Origin of the sequence: Desulfovibrio sp. (assembly GCF_047607245.1) — a bacterium.
In the GTDB taxonomy this organism is placed as follows: Bacteria; Desulfobacterota; Desulfovibrionia; order Desulfovibrionales; family Desulfovibrionaceae; genus Desulfovibrio.
On record NZ_JASGDK010000009.1, the window covers coordinates 13,406 to 32,006 of the forward strand.

Annotated in this window: 16 protein-coding genes; 9 read left to right on the plus strand and 7 right to left on the minus strand. The window is 55.4% G+C overall.

Translation table 11 applies throughout. The annotated features are described in order from the left end of the window. Nucleotides 1-172 precede the first annotated feature (172 nt). The 6 genes from QM579_RS00890 to QM579_RS00915 form a co-directional block, all read right to left on the minus strand. Nucleotides 173-994, minus strand: coding sequence for a metal ABC transporter permease (locus QM579_RS00890; RefSeq protein WP_414997349.1), 822 nt, complete (start codon nt 992-994; stop codon nt 173-175). Between the two features lie 40 nt (nt 995-1,034). Beyond that, on the minus strand, nt 1,035-1,811 hold the full coding sequence (locus tag QM579_RS00895) for a metal ABC transporter ATP-binding protein (RefSeq protein ID WP_414997350.1): 777 nt from the start codon (nt 1,809-1,811) through the stop codon (nt 1,035-1,037). 10 nt (nt 1,812-1,821) lie between these two features. After that, nucleotides 1,822-2,640 carry a metal ABC transporter substrate-binding protein gene (locus tag QM579_RS00900; RefSeq protein ID WP_414997351.1) on the minus strand — a complete coding sequence of 273 codons (819 nt, stop codon included), beginning with the start codon at nt 2,638-2,640 and terminating at the stop codon, nt 1,822-1,824. Between the two features lie 8 nt (nt 2,641-2,648). Next, complete coding sequence (locus tag QM579_RS00905) at nt 2,649-3,257, minus strand: class I SAM-dependent methyltransferase (RefSeq protein ID WP_414997352.1); 609 nt, start codon at nt 3,255-3,257, stop codon at nt 2,649-2,651. 60 nt (nt 3,258-3,317) lie between these two features. Continuing rightward, a complete protein-coding gene (locus QM579_RS00910; protein ID WP_414997353.1) occupies nt 3,318-5,372 on the minus strand; it encodes a TonB-dependent receptor in 2,055 nt (684 codons plus the stop codon). 482 nt (nt 5,373-5,854) lie between these two features. Then, nucleotides 5,855-6,871, minus strand: coding sequence for a TIGR01212 family radical SAM protein (locus QM579_RS00915; protein ID WP_414997354.1), 1,017 nt, complete (start codon nt 6,869-6,871; stop codon nt 5,855-5,857). A gap of 243 nt (nt 6,872-7,114) precedes the next feature. Here QM579_RS00915 and QM579_RS00920 point away from each other — a divergent pair, with 243 nt between their 5' ends. The 9 genes from QM579_RS00920 (at nt 7,115) to QM579_RS00960 (ending at nt 15,865) form a co-directional block, all read left to right on the plus strand. Beyond that, nucleotides 7,115-8,155 (plus strand): rod shape-determining protein, encoded by a 1,041-nt coding sequence (locus QM579_RS00920; RefSeq protein ID WP_183719210.1) that lies wholly within the window; start codon nt 7,115-7,117, stop codon nt 8,153-8,155. A 124-nt stretch (nt 8,156-8,279) separates the two neighbouring features. Further along, complete coding sequence (mreC, locus tag QM579_RS00925) at nt 8,280-9,170, plus strand: rod shape-determining protein MreC (protein ID WP_414997355.1); 891 nt, start codon at nt 8,280-8,282, stop codon at nt 9,168-9,170. Next, nucleotides 9,167-9,637 (plus strand): hypothetical protein, encoded by a 471-nt coding sequence (locus QM579_RS00930; RefSeq protein WP_414997356.1) that lies wholly within the window; start codon nt 9,167-9,169, stop codon nt 9,635-9,637. Before mreC ends, QM579_RS00930 begins: the two co-directional genes overlap by 4 nt. After that, a complete protein-coding gene (gene mrdA, locus QM579_RS00935; protein WP_414997357.1) occupies nt 9,621-11,537 on the plus strand; it encodes a penicillin-binding protein 2 in 1,917 nt (638 codons plus the stop codon). The genes QM579_RS00930 and mrdA overlap by 17 nt, the downstream gene beginning before the upstream one ends. Before the next feature lie 103 nt (nt 11,538-11,640). After that, nucleotides 11,641-12,747, plus strand: coding sequence for a rod shape-determining protein RodA (gene rodA / locus QM579_RS00940; RefSeq protein WP_414997358.1), 1,107 nt, complete (start codon nt 11,641-11,643; stop codon nt 12,745-12,747). Between the two features lie 25 nt (nt 12,748-12,772). Then, nucleotides 12,773-13,114, plus strand: a complete 342-nt coding sequence (locus QM579_RS00945; protein WP_414997359.1) for a bactofilin family protein — start codon at nt 12,773-12,775, stop codon at nt 13,112-13,114. A gap of 203 nt (nt 13,115-13,317) precedes the next feature. Beyond that, nucleotides 13,318-13,872, plus strand: coding sequence for a GAF domain-containing protein (locus QM579_RS00950; protein ID WP_414997360.1), 555 nt, complete (start codon nt 13,318-13,320; stop codon nt 13,870-13,872). Between the two features lie 205 nt (nt 13,873-14,077). After that, nucleotides 14,078-15,094, plus strand: coding sequence for a type I glyceraldehyde-3-phosphate dehydrogenase (gene gap / locus QM579_RS00955; RefSeq protein WP_414997361.1), 1,017 nt, complete (start codon nt 14,078-14,080; stop codon nt 15,092-15,094). A 96-nt stretch (nt 15,095-15,190) separates the two neighbouring features. Next, the gene (locus tag QM579_RS00960; RefSeq protein ID WP_414997362.1) at nt 15,191-15,865 is read left to right on the plus strand and encodes a YoaK family protein; all 675 of its coding nucleotides are present in this window, start codon (nt 15,191-15,193) and stop codon (nt 15,863-15,865) included. A gap of 197 nt (nt 15,866-16,062) precedes the next feature. On the opposite strand, the gene QM579_RS00965 is transcribed toward QM579_RS00960, so the two are convergent. After that, entirely contained in the window at nt 16,063-18,078 is a 2,016-nt protein-coding gene (locus QM579_RS00965) for a methyl-accepting chemotaxis protein (protein ID WP_414997363.1), read from the minus strand. Between the last annotated feature and the right edge of the window lie 523 nt (nt 18,079-18,601).

Genomic DNA, 18,601 nt, shown 5'->3' on the forward strand with positions numbered 1-18,601 from the left:
TGCGGGTGTCTGCTCCCGCAGTCGCCAGAGCTACTTCACTTTGAAATTGCTCTAAAATAGTTCTTGCGCATGAAAGGAGTCTGGCGCCGTCAGACAAATCCCGGCATGGTCAGCCCCTGAGCGATGGCGGGCTTGCCCGCCGGGTAAAGCGACAAGCCAGTGCAAAGATTTTCTAACGAAAAAGACGGGCTCCTTGTTTTTTGGGCGAAAGACACATGGCAATAACAAGTATGGCGGCGGAAAGCAGCACGATGGCTGCGCCCGGTGGCACGGCCAGATAAAATGAAAGGCCGAGCCCCAGCACAGATGCGATGGCGCCAAACAAGGCAGAAAGCCAGAACATGCAGCTTAAGCTGTAGGTCAGTTGCAGGGCAGTGGCCGCTGGCGTGACAATAAGCGCGTAAATCAGCAGTCCGCCAATGGCCTTGAGGGCGAACGCCACCCCCAGCCCCAGCAGAACAAGGCAGGCATAGTATATGCCGCGTACAGGAATGCCGGATGCCGCGGCAGCGTGCCTTTGCCCTATAATAGCTTCAATTTCCTTAAAAAACAGGAATATAAACAGAAAAATCAATAGCCCTGTTCCTGCCATAAGCTGCAAGTCAAAAACAGTGACGGAAAGCAGGCTGCCCCATATGAGGCTGAGCCCTTCGGTCCTGGCCCCCGGCATGAGCCCCAGCGCCAGCATGGCCAGACTCATCACCACAGCAAAGACAACCCCCATTGCGGTATCCAGGCTGAATCCCGGCCGTTCTGCCAACGGGCCCACAGCCGAAGCCGCCCCCAGGCTGGCCACAAGACCGCCTGCCAGTGGCGGCACGCCCATCCATAGCCCCAGAAGCGCCCCGGCAAATGCGGCATGTGAAACGCACATGCCCACAAGGCTCATGCGCCAGAGCACCACAAAGACTCCCAAGGAGCCACAGACGCAGCCGCCGATAAGGGCCATGAGAAGCGCCCTTTGCAGAAAGGCGTAGTGAAAAAAGTCTTCCATAGCGACGTCCTTGAGCGGACTGTTTCAGAAATAAAAAGCTCTAAAACAGCGCGGCTTTTCTGCCGTTACAGTCCGCGATCTGAATGGGCACATCATACAGTGTGCTTAAAAGCTCTGGCCGCATGGCATCTTGCACCTTTCCCTGCCAAAGCAGGCGGCCTTCGCGCAGCATGGCTACTTTCTGTGCGAGGCTGAACACGGCATTGAGGTCGTGGGTGACCATAATGACGGTTAGGGCAAACTCTTGCCGCAGGGCAGCCACCGTCGTGCAGATGTCCCTCTGGGCGCGCCAGTCAAGAGCCGCTGTGGGTTCGTCCAGCAGCAGCATTTCCGGTTCCTGTGCGAGGGCACGGGCAAGGGCCACACGCTGGCGTTCGCCGCCTGACAGCTGGCCTATGGGCCGTGACGCCAGATCCGCCAATCCCACAACGTCCAGCGCGTGCATGGCAAGATGCTTTTCCCTTTGCCCCGGGCGGCGAAAAAGCCCCAGGCGGCCGTAGGTTCCGCTTAACACAGAAGCAAAAACAGAAAGCGGCATTTTGGGATCAAGGTCGGTGGCCTGAAAAACATGAGCTATTTTCAGGCGTGCATGCCTGGCGTTTTGGGGGGTGACGGCTTTGCCCGCATAAGTAACCTCACCAGAATCGTACTGCGTCAAGCCGTTAAACAGCCCGATCAAGGTGGACTTTCCCGCGCCATTGGGGCCGATCACCGTCCAGAATTCGCCCGTATCTACGCTCAAGCTGATATTGTGTAATACAGGGCGACGCTCATAGCTGACGTACACATTCTGCAAAACCGCGAGATTTTCCGGCACATTTATTCCCTTAAAGCTTGGACAACTGCGTCACATTAGCCTGTAGCAGGCTGAAATAGTCTGGCACGTCGTCACTGGAGCCGGGGAAGTTGGAAAGCACCACATGCGGAACATTTAATTCCAGCGCCAGCGGAAGTCCGGCGTCCATTCCGCTTTGATAATTGTCTATGACGCCGCAAACGCCCTTTCCTTTCACGTCCGACATGATGGAGGCCAACTCGCGGGCGTTTATTTCCTCAACACGCCTGAACGAGCGTAACACGTTGAAGCCCGCCCATTGCACAAATTCCGCTTGCATGGCGGCCGCAATAACGGATTTGCCCGCCACCGCCTTGAGGTGTTCCCGGCATTCTTGTTCTGTCTGAGCAATTTTTTCAATGCGCAGCCGCTTTCTTTGCTGAATGGCTTCTGTCTTCTGCGGAGCAGCAGCACACAAGGCATCCGCTATCTCCAGCGTTGCCTGCTTTTGTATTTCAGGGATAATCCAGCTTCCCTTCGGGCTTATGACGATGAGCTTTAGCGAGGCATTGTCCACAGCATCCAGCATGGCGGTTACCTGCAACATGTGACGCTGGAAGGGATGTATCAGCACAAGGTCAGCCTTGGCGGCAAAGACAAAATCTTGGGTTTTGGCATTTTCGTGGCCGGGGCAACTGGAGCCTTGAATGATGGTAAGCACCTCACTGTCGCCAGCTGTGAGATCATTGACAATATCAGTTATCAGCGAAGTGCCTGCGACGACCCTCAGCGGTTCAGCAGCAAAGGCCGCCGTGAAGGTAAAAATACTTAATAAAAGGATGCTGGGCAGGGCAAAAATCAAGCGGCGCATGCAGCCTCCTATTTTATGGCAAAGAAGTAATAATGGTTGGCGGTTTCATCGGCATTGGTAAGTGCAAAACCAGCCTCAAGAAAAAGAATTCGCATACCCGTTGGGCAGGGTAAGTGGTCACCCTCTACCGCATGGTGCTTGTCGTGCAATGCATTGAGCTTTTCCCTGCCGTCAATGTGCAGGACATAGGCCCTTCCACCGTGTTTCAGCACGCGATAAAACTCTTTGACTGCCGCAGGCTTGTCGCTGAAATGGGGAAAGGCAGAAAAGCAGATCAAAACGTCAATGCTTGCGTCTGGCAGAGGCATTGACTCGGCTTTGGCATGAAATGTCTGAACATCGGGAAAACGAGCAGAGACGCTTTCAAGCATGACCTTGGAAGCGTCCAGAGCAAAAAGCTGCGCGTCTTTGCCCGCATGCTTGCGCAAAAATGGTTGTAGTACCCCCTCGCCACAGCCAACATCCAAGATGTTCATGCCGTTACTGAGAGCCAGCCCGGCAACCATATGATCCACTTGAGCGAGTTTTTCAGGCGTGTAATTTCGTTCTTCCCACTGGCAGGCGTGTACATCAAAAAAGCGGCCCCGCTGTAAATCGCGTCCATCATTTTCAGCCATACAGTCCTCCAAAAAGTATGCTGCGCCCGGTGCCTGTCAGCATAGGGCGCAGCACTGGCATTAAAACTTGAGCTCAAAACCTACCATAAATGTGGTTCCCGGCATGTAATACAGCTGCCTGTCCTTGCCGTCGCCCGTTTTTTCCATAGCGTAAGCATAGGGCGTATTAAAAATGTTGTTCACAGCCACGTAAACTTTGCCTTCTTCCAGATGCAGGTCGTCATAGCTGAACATGTAGTCCAGCCGCAGATTGACCACATTGATTTCAGGTAGTTTGTCAATTTCCTTGAGCTTCGTGAAATTGCTGGCCGGGTTGGCTGTTGCCGATGTGCGGGCCAGCGTGCCCGCATAGACATCCTGCAAATGCTGATAGTCGCCGCTTAAGCGAAAATGCTCCAGAAAATCCCACTTGAAGCCTGCCTGCAAAGCAAAGCTGGGGGTATAGGGCAATTCATCTGTAGTTTCGCCATTGTCGCCTTTGGCCCAGGCTTTGATCCACGTCCCAGCCGCAAAAACTTCAACACCGTCGATGGGAGTTACGGAACCAGCCAGTTCAAAACCATCGGTCTTGTACTCGGCGGTAGAAGAATTGAAAAATGACGCAGTGGGAGACGGGCCAAACATGTATGCCCGCAGCCTGTCTCTGCCGTCATCGTGAAAATATGTGGCGCTGACGCTGAAGACTCCGGGCATAGTGTGCTTTAACGCCACTTCATAGTGATCTATGACTTCCGGTTTGATGTCTTTAGTATCGAAACTGCCAGGCAGGGATTTATTGGCCAGAAAGTTTTGCAATACTACCGGACTAGGGTAGTTGACGCCGCGTGAATAGTTAAAACTCAGGTCGGTATTGGCATATCCCAGTACAAGGCCTGCCTGCGGTGCCGTATGGTCTGCAAAAAGATTACTGCTGTAAATGCGCACACCGGCTGAGGGCGTTACATGAAAACCCTCTGTGCTGCCAAAAAGCTGGCTAGCAGCAAAGTACGGTGAAAACAACGTCTGATCCGGAAAATCCCAGCTTGTTGACGTACGCGTTTTAAACTGTTCCTGATAGTTTTGCAGACGCGACATATCCAGATCAAAACCAGCGACAAATTCACTTCCTTGCCACAGGGAAAATGTTTCGCGGCCGCGTATGCCATACAGATCGTTGGTCTGACGAGACATGGCTGTACCGCTGTTCTCGCCTTTTATATGAAACAAGGTATTGTTATAATAACCTTTAAGATAACCCGAGGCGTTATTGTAGCTATTGGTCAGTGAAAGCGTGGCAAGGCTGGTTTCCGTGTCATAACGGTCTGTGGTGCGCGTGTTGGTTATGGGGTTATTGGGAACCTGGGTTTTGGCATCCACGCGGTTTGCCATAAGCCGCATGCCCCAGTTGTCGCCAAAGGCAATGCCCAAATTGCCGTAATAACTGGCCTGATGCCCGGCGCTGTGGTCCACGTGCCCAAGGGTGCTGATCCAGCTTTGCGCTGCGTAGATGTCGACATTGTCCTTCTTGGCCCCCATGCCTACATTTTCCGCAACGGTTCCATAGCTGCCCGCTTCTGAACCTACTCGCAATTCATACCCGTCTTCAGTCATATACTTGGGAATAAAGTTTATCATGCCATAACCGCTGCCAAAGCGCGAAGGCTGCGGAGCCTTGTATATCTCCATACCGCCCAGAGCATATACGGGAATACCATCAGCCAGGGCCTGCCCATAAAGCACCCCGCTGCGAGGCACATCGTCAAAAAAGATATTGAGGTCAGGGCTGGGATGGCTTGCACCGCGCCCCCGGATATAAAGACTGTGCGACGTCTGCCCGCCAATTATGTTCTTCTTCTGGTACATGACGCCGGGCACGTTGCGAAGGGCATCATAAAAATCCAGAGAGTTTTGCCTTTTAATCTGCTCTTCGGTCACCACGTTGAATTGGGTTCCAAAACGGGTCTGCACGGGAACCGAAGGGGGTTGGTCCGCCACGCCGTACGCTGTTATTGCTGGCAACGTAAAGGCGGTCAGACTTCCCTGTGTAAGACCGCTTTTACGTTCCTCTCCCTTCTGCTGTGACGCGGCTTGCCCAGATGCCAAGGCATCTTCCGCTTGCGTTGAAGGACACCACATGCAAGCGCACGCAAACAGCATGCCTGCAATGAAAAGCACTTTCCTCATCCGAAACCTCCCTTTCGCATGGATGAACGGCTTGTTCTGTTCGTTGCTTATTTTTGGCAGGAGGGTCCCCAAACCCACCCGCAATAGCACTATTTTTTAAAAAGTAACACCAGTAGCGCGCACTTTTTCAGTATGAAAGCTCATACTGACCGGGACAAGTTCAATAGATATATTTTAAATTCAGAAGGTTATTCAAAAAATCGGCAAGGCAGTACCGACAACACGCCACTTCGTGTTATTTTTTATAAAAAAGTAACACAGACTATAAATTCAATGAACGCGCGTCAAGCCATATCTAAAAAAGTGTGCAATTTTAGAAACCAGTTTTTCGTAACTGCCTGTGAATCACTTGTGAAAACAAAACATCCCTTCCCGCCTGTGCCGGAAAGGGATGCTCAATTAGTGAGTTCAACCACGCGAAATCATATGCAGCGTTACCCCCCATACCACTCCGGCCTTGCCAGCGGCACATCCGCCGCCTTGCCCTGCCACAGGTCGCGTGCGGTCAGGGCACGCCGCAGATCAGTGATGACGCCGCGTTTTTCCGCAGCCCAGGCAGGAGCCAGCAGTTCACCGGGGGCCGGGTCGCTCTGCACCCGGTGCATGACGATGCCCGAAGGTATGCGCGGCAAGGCTGCGCAGAGCAGGTCCACATATTCGTCGCGGGCCAGGGGGCTATAGCCGCCAGCCTCATACTGGCGGGCCAGAGCCGTGCCCTGCGGTACATAAACATTGTGCAGCTTCAGCCCGCGCAGCGGCAACGAAAGCGCCCAGTCCAGACTCTCAAGAAAATCTTTTTCATCCTCGCCGGGCAACCCGGCCATAAGATGCCCGCATACGGCAAGTCCCCGCTCTGCGGCTTCACGCACGGCGCGCTCGGAACAGGCGGCGTCGTGCCCACGGTTTATGCGCTGGAGCGTGGCATCATGAACACTTTGCAACCCCAACTCCAGCCACACCTCGGCAAGGGCATGCTTATGCCCATTGTCTCTGTTCGCATTTTGCGTATACTGTTCTTCAGAGCTCACGTTGACGGGAAGGCCCGTCTGACAGGCGGCCAGCAAGTCCAGCTTGCTCGGGCTAAGGCAGTCCGGGCGCGTCCCCACGGCCACGCCCAGGCAACCGGGCAGGGCGGCGACCTGTTGGAGCAAATGTTGCAAGCGTTCTGGGGAACCGTAGGTATTCGAGTAGGACTGAAGATAGGCCATAAAGGCCCTGTCAGAGTCGGTTGCGCGGTATTTTTCAAACCACGCCTGCCATTGGCTGGCCAGAGAAAACCCGCGTTCCCCGAGGCCGGAGCCAGATCCGGCAGCGTTGCAGAACGTGCAGCCGTGACGCGAGAGCGAACCATCGCGATTGGGGCAGGAGGCTCCCGCGTCAAGTGGAATTTTTTGCACCCGTGTACCGTATTTACGACGAAAATACACGGCCAGAGTATGCCAACGCAGCATGTTTACAAGCCTTGACGGCGAAAAAAGCCATCTGGCGGCGGGGACAAAGATTTTGAACCTCGCTCCAGCCATCTTGACTTCACGCCCGATTTAGCAGAACAGTTTTCAGCCTGACGTTACCGATTTTTACCGCCCTCCGCCTTATCCGCACTCCGGGCGCGGGGCGTTGTTTTATTGAACTTGACGGACAATTTCGCTTGAGACGAAGATACGCATACCAGCACAGTGAGGCAAGTTAGAGTAATGTCCAAAATTCTGGATTTCGCATTAGGCATGTTTTCCAATGACCTGGCCATCGACCTCGGCACGGCCAATACCTGCGTCTACGTCAAGGGACACGGTATCGTGCTGCGTGAGCCGTCAGTGGTGGCCGTCAAAAAGGACCAGCGCGGTAACAATGTGGTTCTCGCCGTGGGCCAGGACGCCAAGCGCATGCTCGGCAGAACGCCCGGCAACATCTGGGCCATCCGTCCTATGAAGGACGGCGTTATCGCCGACTTTGAAGTGACCGAGGCCATGCTGCGCCACTTCATCGCCAAGGTACACAACTCCCGCCGGCTGGTGCGCCCGCGCATCATGATCTGCGTGCCCACGGGCATCACCCAGGTGGAAAAGCGCGCCGTGAAAGAATCGGCTCAATCCGCTGGTGCCCGCGAGGTTTACCTCATCGAGGAACCGATGGCAGCAGCCATTGGCGCGGATCTGCCCATTCAGGAACCTACCTCCAACATGGTGGTAGACATCGGCGGCGGCACCACGGAAGTGGCAGTCATCTCCCTTTCGGGCATTGTGTACTCGCGCTCGGTTCGTGTTGGCGGCGACAAGATGGACGAAGCCATCATGACCCACGTCAAACGCAAGTATAACATGCTGATCGGTGAATCCTCCGCTGAAGAAATCAAGATCAAGATCGCCTCGGCGTACCCCCTTGATCCTGAACAGCAGATTGAAGTCAAAGGCCGCGACCTTGTGACGGGTATTCCCCAGAATATCATCATCACCTCCGAAGAAGTGCGCAAAGCCATTTCCGAACAGGTAGATAGCATAGTGCAGGCCGTGCGCATCGCCCTTGAACAGACCCCGCCCGAACTGGCGGCAGACATTGTGGACCGCGGCATCGTCCTCACGGGCGGCGGCGCGCTGCTGAAGGGTCTGGACCAGCTTTTGCGCGAAGAAACCTCGCTGCCCATCACGGTAGTGGACGATCCCCTGTCCACCGTGGTTGTGGGTACGGGCCGCGCTATGGACAACCTGCATATTCTTAAAGAAGTGTGTATCGACTAATCTGCGCGGCATACGCGCGCACCCAGCTTCAATGCCGGATTGCTGACGGCGCCGCGCTGGAAGAAACTATTCCAGCGCGGCGTCTCTCGTGTTTAGACGGTCTGCTCAACGGGAGCCCCTGCCTGTGACTCTGCGGCGCATTCTCATACTTGCGGGCGTCATGCTCATCCTTTTTCTGGCCATGTATTCGTGGAACCAGCGCACGCGCGCGCTTGACGACCTGGCGGCTGAAGTTGGCCTTGAGCTGACCGGGGCTGTGCTCAAGCCTCTGCGTGGCATTCAGGATTCCGGTCAGGACATGTGGGACCGCTATTTTGACCTGGTGGCCGTTCGTGAAGAGAATGAGGACCTCAGGCAGCGCGTCAACGAGCTTGAGGCCCGCCTGCTGGCCAACGGCGAAGACATGGCCGAACTCAAGCGCCTGCGCACACTCATCCAGCTGCCTGTAGACCAGAGCTGGAGGCCCCTTGGAGCGCGAGTGCTGGCCGGGCGTATGGGCCCCAATGCCGTGCTCGACAGTATCACGATCAGCCGCGGCTACAGTACGGGCGGACGCCCCGGCACCCCCATCGTAACACATCTCGGCCTTGTGGGCCGCGTGCTCAAGGCCAGCGCCCACAGCGCCATCGCCCTGCTGCTCACTGATCCGGGCAGCCGCATTGCCATATTCTCACAGGAAACCCGCGCCCCCGGTATTCTCACCGGGCACGGCACAGACCAGCCGATGGAAGTGAACTTCGTGCAGCGCGCAGCCAAAGTACGCGAAGGCGAAATACTCATTACCTCCGGCCTGGACGGCAAATATCCCAAGGGCATACCCGTGGCCAGAGTTCTCAGCGTCGCCCCTTCCGACTATACCCAGTTCATGGCCATCAAGGCTGAACCGCTGGTAGACCTGCACCATCTGGAAGAAGTGCTGCTTCTGGAACCCACAGGCGTAGCGCCGCCGCCCGACCTGGGCGCGCCGCCCAAAGAAATTCACGGGCCACCTGTGCCCCCCCGCCCCGGCTCATGAGCACCCTGCGCAATATCATCTGGTGGCTGTGCTTTCTGGCTGCCGCCGTGGGCATACAGGCTGCGGTTCCGGGGCTGGACGTCATGACAGTGGGCCTTATTATTCTGCTGCAAGAGCGTGACTACAAAAACATGTTCTGGCTGCTGCCCCTCTTCATCCTTTTGCAGGAAGGAATGGGCACAAGAACCTTTGGCGGCGTCATCGTATGGTATGTAGCCGTCATTGCGCTCTTTCGCATGGGCCGATGGCTGTTTGAGGCGGAAAACTTTCTTTTCATCTTTCTGCTTTCGGCCTGTCTGGGCGCGGCGTATTATGGCGTTGCCTGGCTTATGGCCCCATTGCAGGACCTGCCCTTCAATGTGCAGGACATACTGGATAAAAGCCTGATCCAGGCAATCTTCATACCCGTTGCCTGGAAAATACTGGTGGCAACCCGCCACGGGAAGGGCCATGCTTCGGAAAACTAAAAAAAGTCTGCTCGGCGCGGGAGAAAAACCCGCCCGTAAAGGCATACGCTCCTGGCTCAAAATCCAGGTTGAGAGTGAAGGCTATCAGCCCCCGCGCGGCGGGGTCATCCTTTTGCAGGTGCTGGTTGGCCTGCTGTTCTTCGTTTTTGTGGTGCGTTTCTGGTACTTGCAGATGCACCGGGGGGCGGATTTTGCGCAGCAGGCGCAGAACAACCGCCTGCGCATCGAACGCATTTTTGCCCCGCGCGGCCGTATTATGGACGATCAGGGCAAGGTGCTCGCCGACAACCGCACTGCCTACGGCCTTTCACTGGTACGTGAAGACTGCCCCGACATCCCCGCCACCCTTGCCCAGATCAGCGCATGGTCAGGCATTCCCCTGCCCCAGATATGGGACAAATTCCGGCAGGACAGGTTCAAGGTCAAATCATTTGAACCCCTCCTGATGATCACTGACATTGATTTTGATCTCGTGGCGCGCATTGAGTCAGAAATCTATGCATGGCCCGGCCTTGAAATCGTGGTACGCACCAAGCGCAGCTACCCTGAAAAAGATCTTTTTGCGCACGTGCTGGGGTATGTGGCTGAAGCCAACGAACAGGAAATGGCGGCAGACAGCGCCCTTGCTATGGGCGACCTTGTGGGCAAGCAGGGGCTGGAACTGGAGCTCGAAAAACAGCTGCGTGGCCGCAAGGGCCTCTATGACGTTGAGGTGGACGCCCACTCCCGCGTGCTGGGCAAATTTTTGCGTGAAGAACCGCGCGGCGGCAAGGAAATACGCCTTTCGCTGGACAGAGATCTTCAGGAAGCCGCCTGGAACGCTCTTGGCGGCGAAGCTGGCTGCGTAGTCGTTATGGAGCCGGACACCGGAAAACTGCGCGCGCTTGTCACCTCGCCAGCCTATGACAACAACCTTTTTGCAGCGGGTATTTCCCAGCGCGACTGGGACGCCTTGCGCACCAACAGCCGTTATCCCCTGCAAAACCGCGTTATCCAGAGCGTGTACCCCCCTGGCTCCGTCTGGAAGCTGGTGGTGGCCGCCATGCTGCTGGAACGCGGCGTCAACCCGCGCGAATCCGTGCAGTGCAGCGGGCAGGTAAAACTGGGCAACCAGATATTCCGCTGCTGGAAGCGTGGCGGGCACGGCGCACAGGACATGCAGAACGCCCTGATCAATTCATGCGACGTCTATTTTTACCAGATGGGCGAGCGCATGGGCATTGACAAGCTGGAAGAATTTGCAAAGGCTAGCGGCTTCGGACGCCCCACCGGCATTGACCTGCCGCACGAAAAATCCGGCCTAGTCCCTTCCAAGGAATGGAAGCGACGCCGCTTTGGACGCCCCTGGGTACGAGGCGAAACTTACAACGTCTCCATTGGCCAGGGGTATACCTTGGTCACGCCCGTGCAGATGGCCGTGTTCGTATCAGGCATACTCAACGGCGGCGAACTGCTCAAGCCGCAACTGCTGGACGACGCCCAGCGCGAAGTCAAAGGCCGCATACCGGCCAAGGCCTCCACGCTCAATTTTGTGGTTGAAGCCATGCGAAAAACCGCGGGTGGCGGCACAGCCAGAGTGGTGGGCCGCAAGGACGCCGATATGGGCGGCAAAACGGGCACAGCCCAGGTGGTCAAGCTCAAAATGGCCGCCAACGACCGCCGCCTGCGCACCCACGAAATGGAATATGCCCAGCGTGACCACGCATGGATAACCACCTGGGGCGTCAAGGACGGCAAGTCCTATGTGGTTGTGGTGATGGTGGAACACGGCGGCGGCGGCTCCAGTGTGGCTGGCCCCGTAGCAAGAAAAGTATACGACCACCTTTTTGGTCCCGACCCCAACGCCCCGGCGGCTCCTGTGGTTCAGGCTCCGGCCAGCCCGGAAGAACGGGCCGATTAACCGCGCCGCATCGCCGCAAAGCTTTGCGCAGCGCCAGGCGTTGTTTACGCGCCCAGGCGCGTTATGGCCCGTAAGGGCTCATGCTCTGACCGGATAGAACCGCATGGATAAAAGTCTTCTCAGCTACATCAACTGGGGCCTGCTGGCCTGCATGCTCCTGCTCTATATTGTAGGCGTGGGCAATCTGTATTCAGCCAGCGGCACCCGTGTTGAGACGGGACTGGCCTTCAACAGCTTCTATCAGCGGCAGATTATCTGGGGGCTGTGCGGCCTGGCCTGCATGCTGCTGGCTATGACCTTTGACTACCGTCAGTTGCGCAATCTGGCGTGGCCCTTTTTTTTGCTTACCATGCTTCTTTTACTGCTCGTGCCCATTGCGGGAAAAACCGTCTACGGAGCCAAACGCTGGATATCGCTGGGCTTCATGAGCATTCAACCTTCCGAGCTGGCAAAGCTTTCAGTACTGGTGCTGGCCGCCCGGCTGCTTGCGCGTGACAGCCAGCCCCTCGGCTGGAAGGACTTCATGTCCGTCCTTTTTATCTGTCTGCTGCCCTGCGCCCTCATCATTACCCAGCCGGACCTGGGCACCACCATGCTTATCCTGCTTATTCTGGCGGGCATGATCCTGTTTCACGGGCTCAGGGGCTATGTGCTCAAAACATGCCTTCTGGCCGTACCTTGCGTGGGCGCTTTCATGTGGTTCGTGGGCATGCACGACTATCAGCGCCAGCGAATCCTGACGTTTCTTGACCCCACCACTGACCCGCGCGGCACTGGCTACCACATCATCCAGTCGCGCATAGCCATCGGGTCCGGCGAGTTGTGGGGAAAGGGCTTCAAAGAGGGCACGCAAAGCCAGCTGCGCTTTTTGCCTGAACGCCATTCGGACTTTGCCGTGGCTGTCTTTGGTGAAGAATGGGGTTTTGTGGGCTGCGTGGCCCTGGTGACCCTGTTCTGCCTCTTTTTGCTTTCCATATTTTCCACCGCCGCACAGGCCAAAGACCGCTTTGGCAGCATGCTGGTGGTCGGTGTGTTCTTCTACTTTTTCTGGCAAATATTGATAAATATGGGCATGGTCATCGGCATCATGCCAGTGGTGGGCATTCCACTGCCCTTCATCAGCTACGGCGGCAGCGCCACCGTGGTCAATTTCACGCTGCTGGGCATTGTGCTCAATGTGTCCATGCGGCGATTCATGTTCAAGGGATAATTGAAAATCCAATGGGGAGACCACTGTGGCCAAGGACGAAATAGCCTACCTGGGTTCCGATACTGTTTATGAAGGCAAGCTGCATTTCAAAGGCACTGTGCGCATTGAAGGCAAGTACAATGGTGAAATCGTCAGCGAAGGCACGCTGAATGTGGGCAAGGACGCCCAGGTCACCGGCACGCTTGATGTGGGCGAACTGCTGCTTTCCGGCCGCTTTAACGGCGAAGTTACGGCCCGCCGCCGTGTGGTGATTTATGGTTCGGGCATATTGGAAGGCCATGTGCAAACCCCGGTGCTGCTGACGGAAGAAGGCGGCATAATCGAAGGGCAGGTCAGCATGCAAAGTTCTGGCAAGGTCAAAGCCTGAGGTCAAAACCCGAAGAAGACGCCGCAAGTTTTATTATTCGCCATTTTGGCTGTCTGGAGACCGCCGCCGCCACTATTTGCCCCGGTTGGAAAAATAGCGCATACTCATAGTCTGGCATATTGCAATACGGATATGATCCTTCGTGACCCCCTGGTCACTGTACAGGCAGACTATTTTGCACCGCTTTCTTCAAGGAGGCACACATGGCACAAGACTATTTTCGCGCTCTCAGAGATGTTGCGCTGGTTATCAACTCCAGCCTTGAGCCCAAGGATGTCCTGCATAAAATAACGGAACAGACCGCTGTTACAATGGGCTGCAAGGCAAGCACCATCCGCCTGCTGGACAGCACTGGCCGCTTTCTGCTGCCCAGCGCGGCCTTTGGCCTTTCCGCCACCTACCTGCGCAAGGGCTCGGTAGAAGTAAAACGAAGCGGCATGGACGGCGAGGTTCTGGCTGGCAAGACCATCCACCTCAAAGACGCCGCCGCTGATGGCCGTTTTCAGTATCCCGACTCAGCCAAGGCAGAAGGCCTTGTTTCCGTTCTGTCATCCCCGCTTATGGTGGACGGCAAGGCCATCGGCCTTATCCGCGTATACTCCGCCCAGGAACGTGACTTCACAGCCGACGAGCAGACCTTTATGGAAGCTGTAGCCGCCATCTCGGCCCTGGCCATTGAAAACGCGCGCCTGCATGAAGCACTGCGCAACAATTACGAGCTGATGACCAAGCACGCTTACTCGGTCTACGAAGACTAGGGCGCACCGGGCGGGCCTGTTTGCTTTCGGCGCAAACCAACGGCGTATGCCGGTTGAAGCGCAAGCAAACCCTGCAAGTCAGCAGCCTGCCCACGTTGGAGAATGATTCTCCACATACAACCGTGCCCGGCAGATGACGTTCCTGCGCATGCAACAGCGCGAGGTACCCAGACGACACCCCCTCTATTTCGTGAGGATTTCGCATATGAGCAAAATTAAAGTAGGCATCAACGGCTTTGGCCGCATCGGCAGACAGGTTTTTCGCGCTCTGCACCAGAGCTATCGCGACCGCGTGGAAGTGGTAGCCATCAACGACCTGTTTGACGCTGAAACCAACTTTCACCTGCTGGAATACGATTCCGTTTATGGGCGCGCCCACCTGGACGCCAAGATCGACGGCACTGAAGTGACCGTTGGCGACTGGAAAGTGCACTGCTTTGCCGAGCGCGACCCCAAACAGCTTACCTGGGGCGACTACGGCGTGGACATCGTTGTGGAAAGCACGGGTATTTTCCGCAAGGCTTCCCAGTGCTCCGTCCACATTGAAAACGGAGCCAAAAAGGTCATTATTACCGCTCCGGCCAAGGAAGAAGACATCACCATCGTTATGGGCGTGAACCATAACGACTACGATCCGGCCAAGCACCACATCGTGTCCAACGCCTCATGCACCACCAACTGCCTGGCCCCTGTGGCCCTGGTGCTGCAAAACGAGTTTGGCATCCAGATCGGCAACATGACCACCATCCATTCCTACACCAACGACCAGCGCATTCTGGACATGGCCCACAAAGACCCGCGCCGTGCCCGCGCCGCTGCGTGCAATATCATTCCCACGTCCACTGGCGCGGCTCAGGCCGTGGCCAAGGTTATACCCGCGCTCAAGGGCAAGTTCAGCGGCTATTCGCTGCGCGTGCCCACGCCCACCGTGTCTGTGGTGGACTTTACCGGCATTCTGGAAAAGGAAACCGACACCGAAACCCTGCTGGGCAAGCTCAAGCATGCCTCTGAAACCTACCTCAAGGGCATTCTTGAATACAACGACAAGCCCCTGGTTTCGATGGATTTCAAGGGCAATCCAGCTTCATCCATCCTTGAAGCTTCCTACACAACGGTGCAGGAAGGCAAAATGGTCAAGCTGGTGGCATGGTACGACAACGAGTGGGGCTATTCCTGCCGCGTCTGCGACCTTGCCTGCCTCATGGCTGAAAAAGGCCTCTAGGCCCGGACCACACAAAAGCTAATAGCCCCTTGCGGGCGCGCCTGCCCTGCGCAAAGCGCGCCCGCAAGCGCTTTTTATACCGGAAACGAGCACGCCATGCCCGACAAGCAGGATGCAGCACCATCCTTTCTGCCATTTTTTCTGGCTGCCAGCCTCGCCCTGGCCGGAGGCTTTGCAGACGCGGCTTCTTTTGTGCTGCTAGGTGTTTTCAGCGGGCACCTCACTGGCAACAGCATCTTGAGCGGCATCAGCATTGTTGAGGGCAGCTTTACGCAATTGTGGGCCATACTCACGGCTGTGGGCGGCTTTGTGAGCGGCACTGTCACTGGAGTGCTGTGGCGCAGGCGCATTGGCACCGCGCGCGGCATGTCCCTGCCTCTTGGGCTTGAAATTCTTGTGGTGGGCATGGGCGTTCTGGCTTACGAAAACCTGAACGCATCCCTGCGCGGCTATGGGCTGGCCCTTTGCCTCAGCCTGGCTTTGGGCATACAGAATGGCGTTTACGCCACGGTGGGAGCATCCAAGGTGCACACCACCTATATTACCGGGGTAACGACCTCCCTGTTGAACACCCTGTTCTACGGGCCGGAGCAGAGCGCCGCCAAAAGGCACGACAGAGGCATGTTCGCCACGGTGCTGTGCAGTTTTGTGCTGGGCGGAGCCGCCGGAGCCTTTCTGACATACCATCATGGCGTGCTGGGCGTTCTTGGGCTTATGGCCCCGCTGCTCACAGCCATGCCCCTTTGCTGCCGATTCTTTTCGCGCCCATAACCGGGCCTTGCCTCCAGCCAGAGCAGCCTGCCATTGAAGTGATTGACTGCATCATGATGAGCAGTTAATCCGCTTGCCGTAATGCGACAGGCCCGTTGCCACACCTGCTTGGTGCGGCAACGGGCCTGTTTGCTATGTCCAACAAAGATATTTGGCCGTTACTGGAACATTTCAAAGTAAAAATGTTCCAGCCAGACCTATGACCTCTTCAGCTGATCCACAATGGCCCGCAAATCGCCAGACATGGCCGCGAGCTGCTGAATGGCCTGAGCGGATTCTGCCTGCCCCTTTGAGGTTTCATCTGTAATTCTTGTAACTTCCTCAATGGCCTGCGAAATCTGTTCTGAAGCCGCCGACTGTTCTTCAGCCGCTGTGGCTATGGACTGCGCCTGATCGGCGTTGTCCTTGGCGTAGGAGAGGATATTATCAAGCGCCGCTCCCGAATCCCGCGACAGGCCCGTGGTTGTGCCCACCGCGTCCACTGCGGCGTCCATAGAGCGGATGCTTTTTTGTGCGGCCACCTGAATGGCTGAAATGTTCTCTCCCACTTCCTTTGTGGCGCCGATGGTTTTTTCGGCCAGCTTGCGAACCTCGTCAGCAACCACGGCAAAACCGCGCCCGGCATCGCCCGCGCGGGCCGCTTCAATGGCGGCATTGAGCGCCAGCAGGTTGGTCTGGTCAGCGATGTCGTTGATGACATCCATGATGGCTCCGATGCTGTTGGCCTGATGCCCCAGCACCGTGAGATCTTCCTTCATTGCAAGACTCTGCTCCTGCACGTGGTTGACCGAGGTGATGACCTGACGCACAAGATCCGCGCCGCGCCCGGCCTCGTTCTGCGTATTTACGGCATTGGTTGCGGCATCGCCTGAATTGCGCGCCACTTCCACTACAGACACGCTCATCTGCTCCATGCTGGTGGCTGTTTCGGCCATGCGCTGTTGCTGTATTGCAGCGGATTTGGATATCTGCTCCGACTGTGCGGCCAGTTCCTCGGTACTTGAGGCTATGCGCTCCACCACACCCTCAATTTGTGAAGCTGCCTGAAGAATGCCACGCTGGGTGGCCAGCTCGGCCTCCTTGCGGGCCTCTTCAGCCTCGGCCACGGCCATGCGCGCACGTTCGGCTTCCTGATTGGCAAGTTTTTCTTTTTCTTCTGTGGTGGTTATCATTTCCTTGAGTCTGCTCACCATTGTGCGCAGGGCATCGGCAAGCACGCCAACTTCATCTCTGCTTTTAACGTCCAGCGACTCGTCCAGCTTGCCTTCTGATACTGAGGCGGCAAAGCCCACACACTTGCCAAGAGGCTTGAAGATCAATCGCGAGACAAGAAAATTTACCATAAGGGCCGAAAGCACCAGAGCCACCACCGCAGCGATGGAACTGTGCAGCAGGTTCTTGTCCGAATCCTGATGAATGACGTCCACGTCTTCGTAGGTCCACACCTTCCAGTCCAGTCCATCGATAACGTAAAGGCTGCCCTCGAACTGCTTGTTGTTGTGGGTGAAGGATATTCTGCCGTCCGAACGCTGATTGCGATACTTGTCCAGCCCGGAAATCTCTTCCCACAGGCTTTTGCCAATGCGCTTTTCATTGCTGTTGGCCATGATGTAGCCGTCGGCGCGGGTCAGAAAGACGTTTTTGAAATCCAGCACACCATTGGCAAAGGTTGTGATGTCGGTGAGCCCCAGGTTGATGCACAACGTGCCTATCACTTTGTTACCGTCCAGCATGGGCACGCCCACGGCCATAACCGTGGCCCCGATGGATGAGGTATAAGGAGTGGTGACAACGCGCTTTTCACCGCCAAAGAGGCGCTTATACCATTCACGGCCAAGACTTTTGGCGTTAAAGTTCTGGATCATGCCCTTGTTATTATGTGTTTCGCCATTTTCAAGGCAATAATAGGCTTCAACAAGCTTTGTCTGCTGCAACAGCTGGATAAGCACATTCCGGCGGTATTCGTACTGGTCTTCACCAGTCACGCCCACAGGGGTAGCCAGCATTTTGGCTGACAATTCAAGCATGTTGAAATACACGTCCATTTTTTCGGCAACGGCCTTGCCCACTGACCGTGAAATGGTGTCCAACTGCTCAATTTTGGCGTCGTTGGATGACGAACTGAAGCTTCTGTACGAATTGACCGTCATGGCCAGAATAACCAACGAAAAAAATGCGAAAACACTTAAAACTATCTTACTTTTTGCGCTCATGACTACGTCACATTCCTTGGTGTAAAAAAATGACGAGACAACCTATTGCCAACCAACGGTTGTCGAAAAGAACAGGCTTGATAAAGGGGAAGTTTTGTCAATTTCAAAAAACTAATATCATATGACTAATATGTAAAGGTGCAATATCAAGTTGCAAAAATGCAACAACATAATCAGAAACAGTTTTATTTATTGCATCTGCATATAATCCTACCATGATGCAATCGTACAACATTATTCAATGTTCAATATTAACAATATAACATTATGCAATATAATTTTTATCAAAAATATATCTTGTCTATTCTTTAAAATACCATTTTTTGCATCAACTGCCATGCAATGCATTACAAAAACAGTCACTTGTCATATGAGAACTATAGATCACAAAAGAATTTGAAATTAACATCCAAATATGACAGAACCAATATAAGGCGCTACAAGTTTGCTGAGGCTTCACTAAATTCAGGGCAGGCACGCCTCACGCCTGCCTCGAACAGGTGCGGCCCCATTTTTACCCGGC